7 protein-coding genes are annotated in these 5,099 nt (G+C 45.5%); 5 read left to right on the top strand and 2 right to left on the bottom strand.

Annotation, left to right across the window (positions count from 1 at the left end):
- The first annotated feature begins 329 nt into the window (after nt 1-329).
- From COV46_03530 to COV46_03550, 5 genes are read left to right on the top strand one after another with little or no spacing between them, the layout of a single operon-like run.
- Nucleotides 330-1,964 (top strand): hypothetical protein, encoded by a 1,635-nt coding sequence (locus tag COV46_03530; GenBank protein ID PIR17591.1) that lies wholly within the window; start codon nt 330-332, stop codon nt 1,962-1,964.
- Nucleotides 1,964-2,623, top strand: a complete 660-nt coding sequence (locus tag COV46_03535; GenBank protein ID PIR17592.1) for a hypothetical protein — start codon at nt 1,964-1,966, stop codon at nt 2,621-2,623. The genes COV46_03530 and COV46_03535 overlap by 1 nt, the downstream gene beginning before the upstream one ends.
- Before the next feature lie 12 nt (nt 2,624-2,635).
- Nucleotides 2,636-2,980: a hypothetical protein gene (locus COV46_03540; GenBank protein PIR17593.1), complete on the top strand. Its 345-nt coding sequence runs from the start codon at nt 2,636-2,638 to the stop codon at nt 2,978-2,980.
- A gap of 9 nt (nt 2,981-2,989) precedes the next feature.
- Nucleotides 2,990-3,508, top strand: a complete 519-nt coding sequence (locus COV46_03545; GenBank protein PIR17594.1) for an N-acetylmuramoyl-L-alanine amidase — start codon at nt 2,990-2,992, stop codon at nt 3,506-3,508.
- 11 nt (nt 3,509-3,519) lie between these two features.
- Complete coding sequence (locus COV46_03550; GenBank protein ID PIR17595.1) at nt 3,520-3,699, top strand: hypothetical protein; 180 nt, start codon at nt 3,520-3,522, stop codon at nt 3,697-3,699.
- A gap of 9 nt (nt 3,700-3,708) precedes the next feature.
- On the opposite strand, the gene COV46_03555 is transcribed toward COV46_03550, so the two are convergent.
- Nucleotides 3,709-4,452 (bottom strand): hypothetical protein, encoded by a 744-nt coding sequence (locus COV46_03555; GenBank protein ID PIR17596.1) that lies wholly within the window; start codon nt 4,450-4,452, stop codon nt 3,709-3,711.
- Nucleotides 4,453-4,463: 11 nt separating this feature from the next.
- Nucleotides 4,464-4,931, bottom strand: a complete 468-nt coding sequence (locus tag COV46_03560) for a transcriptional regulator (GenBank protein ID PIR17597.1) — start codon at nt 4,929-4,931, stop codon at nt 4,464-4,466.
- Between the last annotated feature and the right edge of the window lie 168 nt (nt 4,932-5,099).

Consider the following 5,099-nt stretch of genomic DNA (forward strand, 5'->3'; position numbering starts at 1 on the left):
CGTAGCGGACGAGCCATATGACGCGCTGATACAATATTATCAATCGAAAGTAAAGAGTAAAGACTTGACCCCTGTACTATGCCCAGACGACGAATAACGGCGCGGACGGCGATCGACCGGGGGCGTGGGTCTTTCACTTCTTTATCCAGACGCCACAGATTATTGAGGAGGACGAAGAGGCGTTACTGCGCGTAATCGCTAACTTTATGAAGCCCGCCCATACCCATTACGGGATTATCCAGCCCATCGATCCCGGTTTTGTGGATCACTGGGAGGTCGGAGTTTCCGAGGTGGGCATAAATACATTTGTACATTAGCGAGGTCTTTTTATGGACAAACACAACTGGTATTTTCGATTCTTGGCAGACGTCGACTGGCTAGAGAGTCATCATCAGGATATCGACCACTCAATGTGGAATCTTCTGCTCGAACTCACGCAGGACACTGGCGTGATCTTCGGAATGGAGGTCACAGAGCGCGGTGCCGGTCCCAATTTTTCGGTAGATACCAACTCCGGCGTTGCGTATGATACCTATGGCCGGCGCATAATCAATAATCAGACATACAACATCCCCTTTATCGAAGATGCAAATGGCGATCCGATTCAGGTAGCGAATCCCGGGGACGAAAAGATTGTCTCCGTTTATGTCTACTATCACATAATGGACAAAGAACCGGCAATCGATGGCTTTGGAGATACTGTCTATCAATTCACCGAAGAGGATGTGGAGTTCAAACTCTATCAGGGGGCAGAAGATACCATCGGCAACGCCAATCCCCCGCCCAACCCCGGTGACGGTGGAATTTTACTTGCCCATGTAACGATCTCCTTTGGAGACGGCACAATCGAAGATGCCGATATCGACACGACCGTTAAGGAAGAACTCAAACTTCACGGAGACGCAACGGTCATTCACAACTTTGGTGACGAGGATATCGAAGGCGACAAGAGTTTTATCAACGGTTATGATCTTATATTCTATTCCGACGACGGGCTGACAGAGACTGCACGCGTCGATGGCGAGACAGGCAACATCACAACGATAGGGACAGTTGATGGTGTGGATGTAAGCGATCACGTCGACGATGCGACAATTCACTTCACGGAAGGATCTATTGAGCACGGAAATATTTTAGGACTCGATGATGACGATCACCCTCAGTACACTCACAAAGACCAGAATGAAACGATTAGCCAGATCTGGACATTTAATGAAAACATCGATCTGGCCGGTGGCAAACTCGTTGATGGAGTTGACGTTGGTTCTCACATACACACAGGAGGTATCAACGGCCCGATAATCCAACACCACAATCTTGCGGGATTAGGAGATGATGACCATCCGCAGTATGCACAGAACAATTCAAACGAAACTATTGGCGGGGCATGGACTTTTAACCAAGCGGTTGTCGGTCAAAATCCCGTTGCAGGCAATCATCTGGCTACGAAAAGCTATGTCGATGGTGTGTTCAATAACGATCACGGCTCTCTTGGCGGTTTAGGAGATAACGATCATCCACAATATTTACTCAGAAGCGGTGGCACCCTGACCGGCAACGTGTCTTGTAATGCCGGCGTCACTGTCGATGGCGTGAATATTAACATCCATACCCATTCTCTATCTTTAGGCAGAACTTTCATTGTAACGGGTAAACAAACTCAAAACATAGAGACGGATGATATGTTCACAATTGGGGGATTTACAAGTTCCGATATGCCTGTCTGGGGAATTTGCCAAATCGATATGACTCAAGGAGGCGGTGGTTTTGATGCTGACAACAAAGCATGGATTGGTGGGCCCGGTGAACAGGTCTTCGACGGGCATACCGCCGCGACCGTACCGACTTACAGCGGGGGAAATTGGCAGTTCAGAATTCGACAACGAGCCGGAAATGAAAACGTCGTCTGTGCTTACAATCGCAGCGTGATTGAATGCACCGACAGTACGGGAGGGCCGAGCTAATGGCTAAGTGCACATATTTTTTTGACAAGGTAACAAACAAAATTATCGCTTCTCATTCTCATGCCGAAAGAGCCGAGGACGGCTCAATCGTTCCAGCCGATTCAGACCTTTCAGATGTATGGGAGGATATTCGAACGGGAACTATGTGGAGCCACATCCTTGAGAAGGTGACGGATCAAGATCCGGACAATATGGGATTCATCGTCGCTGAAGAGATGCCTCACGGTTACAATGAATATCTGCCTTCAAAGCTAAGTTCGACTGAAAAATTAAAACGACGATCTTACTTCCAGCTTGCAATCGCGGATGGTCAGGACGTTGTTAAAAAATCCAAAGAACATGACACACATCGCTTTTACGATGTTGATACAACTGGCAATGTTACGCTTCGCATGGAGGTACGTGTAAAAACCACACAAGACACCATTGAGAAGCACGACATTGATAACCCTGTTAAGGGGGTCAATGGGGATTTTATTGTTGAGTGTACGGCAGGTCGCATTATCCCACGCAATGGAAAAATAAAGATGGTGAATAGTGCCGCCTCGTTCGAATGGTATTTACCAGATTCAACATCGAATCAAGTAGCTAAATGCTTCGTGAAGGATCCTAATGGTGAAATATTAATATCAAAAAGTTTGCGAGTGAACTGCTGCTAGGAGGTTTAGCCAATGATGAATACTGTCACAGAGCTAGGCGTCGGCGGAATATTCGCCGTATTGGTAATCAGAGAGGTTCTTAATTTTCTGCGCATTCGGAAGAATGGTGGTTATCCGGATCGTAAGTTTTCAGAAATGTACAATTGGGTCGAGGATCTTTGGAACTGGCACAACGTCACAGACAACGACGGCGTTAAAATATGGTACGTCCGACGTTCTCTTGAAGACGCGATCAGGAAACTGAGCGACAACATCGATGTCCAAACAAAGGCATTTCAGGAGATGGTCAATGAGATGAAGGCCACGCGCAGGGATTTAAGCCTTGTCGAGCAGGATATACGCGAACTCAAAGGCTAGGAGGTGCACGTGAAGAAGATCAGAAAAGTCATCATCCACTCGAGCGATTCTCCGTGGGGAACTGCACTTATAATTGACGACTGGCATCGCAAGCGCGGATGGAAATGTATCGGCTATGGCGCTGTCATTACAAACGGGATACCGACCCATGAAATGTATGTAGAAAAGAAGAGATGGCATTGGGCGGACGGGCAGATCGAATGGGGACGGCCTTTTGACGATGATACATTTATAGAGGACAGCGAGATCGGAGCACATGCCTACGGTTGGAACAAAGACTCGGTCGGAATCTGCCTGATCGGAAAAGACGGCATCTTTACAACGAAGCAGATACTCACGCTCGAAACCCTGTGCCAGCAACTCAAAAAAGCATGGCCGCATCTCTCAAAGCAGGATTTCATCGGTCACCATGAAATCGATTCAAACAAGACCTGTCCCGACATCAATATGAAGGACTTGAGGGAGTTTATATTCGGCATTCTGCCATATGAAAAAATCCGTTTCGGCCCTCATCACATAAGAGACTAAGGAGGAGTCGTATGACACAGACAGACCTTGAACAATGCGTTTCCTATTTTACACAGGGCGGACCCGTTGAATGGATCGCCGGCGGAGTGACGGTCATCTTTCTTCTGATCACCGCCTTCACAAAGGTGAACCTCCCCGGCATCATCAAATCGATCGCCGGAAGGATTATCGACTGGAAGGCAAAAAGATAGGCTAAACCCTTACGGTCTAGGCAGTAGCATGTTGATGATGAGATGCACGATCATTACGCCATAAATATCTTTTCTCCATGCGAAATAACCGCTTACGATAAGCCCAACCGGAAAGATGGCGTAGGTAATAGGAATCTGGAAAACATGGTAGGCAATAAACAGAAGTCCGTTCACAATCCATGTCCACTTGCCAAAAAACATTGTCTTTCTGAATAAGTATCCTCTGAAAAAAACCTCTTCACAAAATACATTCACGCCCAACATAACAATCATTAAAGCCGTCATTTGAATGGCAGTGTATGATGGTTTTGCACATACTTGATAATGCCAGTCTGGCATTGAGATCCATGGCACAGACTGTAGATATGAGTATATCGGCTTGCCTATAACAGGCATATAAAAGTGAAGAACGATAACGGCAGCAGCACCCCACAAAATCGCGATAACAATATTCTTTACGGATGTCCTCTTGAGGCCAAGAGAGATGATAAGGGATTTTAGGTTAAGATTGTCAATGAATCGCCCGTTCAAAACAACAATTACGATTTGAAATAGAAAAAGGAATATTGTGAGTATCAATATTTGGGTGAACCATAGACTAAGGCCAAGTGATGCTGACAGCGTCTTGCTGAATAAAAACAGGACAGATGTAACAACTATTCCTGGAATGAAATAAAGAGCGATCGTCCATATTTTTTCTTGTATAGACGAGGCTTCTTTAATCTCACAGACAGTTGATTCATTCGTGTCCATCTACTCTCCTGCTATTTTATTGCTATATAAATGGCAACTTCGTCAGGCCCCTTGTAGACCTCATAATCTGTAGTGTATGCCCGTTTGGGAACGTCAGGAGAAGAGAAATATTCCCAGATTGTTTTCCAGATATTTATTACGGTTACGGGCATCGCTCCTCTTCCTTCAAAGACAAGATATTTTCCGTCTTCAATTCTTACACTTGAATAATCATTATCTTTATCGTCACGTCCATCAGTTTCAACGCCTGCGATTACAGAGTATTCACCATTCAGATCAGTCTCGTAATTATGATAGACGCCATAAACAGGTGAACTCGAGAGCTTGTATGGAATCTTGGATATCAATTCCTCTTGGTGAAATTTACCCCAAAACCTCGGCAACTGTGCCGTCGAAGGATTCATCTCCTTTTCATTTTTCGTTCGTACACATATGCCAGTAATGTGTTTGCTCTTTACGATTGATTCCTTTGGTTTCATAAATACAACCTTTCTATTCTATTTTCTCCGTCCACTGCTTTCGCCAATTCGGCGCTTTATATGGCTCGCTCCAATATTCGGTCACGCGAGTAATTTTGCCATTATGTATTCTAGGAACTATTCAAAAATCCCGTAATTCGAACATTTCTGGTTAAGGCGTATAATGCG

Source organism: Deltaproteobacteria bacterium CG11_big_fil_rev_8_21_14_0_20_49_13 (assembly GCA_002796305.1).
Lineage (GTDB): Bacteria > UBA10199 > UBA10199.

What these genes read in the sequence shown, in the direction of transcription:
- COV46_03530 (PIR17591.1), top strand. Translation starts at nt 330, where the DNA reads ATGGACAAACACAACTGGTATTTTCGATTCTTGGCAGACGTCGACTGG.
- COV46_03560 (PIR17597.1), bottom strand. Translation starts at nt 4,931, where the DNA reads ATGAAACCAAAGGAATCAATCGTAAAGAGCAAACACATTACTGGCATA.
- COV46_03535 (PIR17592.1), top strand. Translation starts at nt 1,964, where the DNA reads ATGGCTAAGTGCACATATTTTTTTGACAAGGTAACAAACAAAATTATC.
- COV46_03555 (PIR17596.1), bottom strand. Translation starts at nt 4,452, where the DNA reads ATGGACACGAATGAATCAACTGTCTGTGAGATTAAAGAAGCCTCGTCT.
- COV46_03550 (PIR17595.1), top strand. Translation starts at nt 3,520, where the DNA reads ATGACACAGACAGACCTTGAACAATGCGTTTCCTATTTTACACAGGGC.
- COV46_03540 (PIR17593.1), top strand. Translation starts at nt 2,636, where the DNA reads ATGATGAATACTGTCACAGAGCTAGGCGTCGGCGGAATATTCGCCGTA.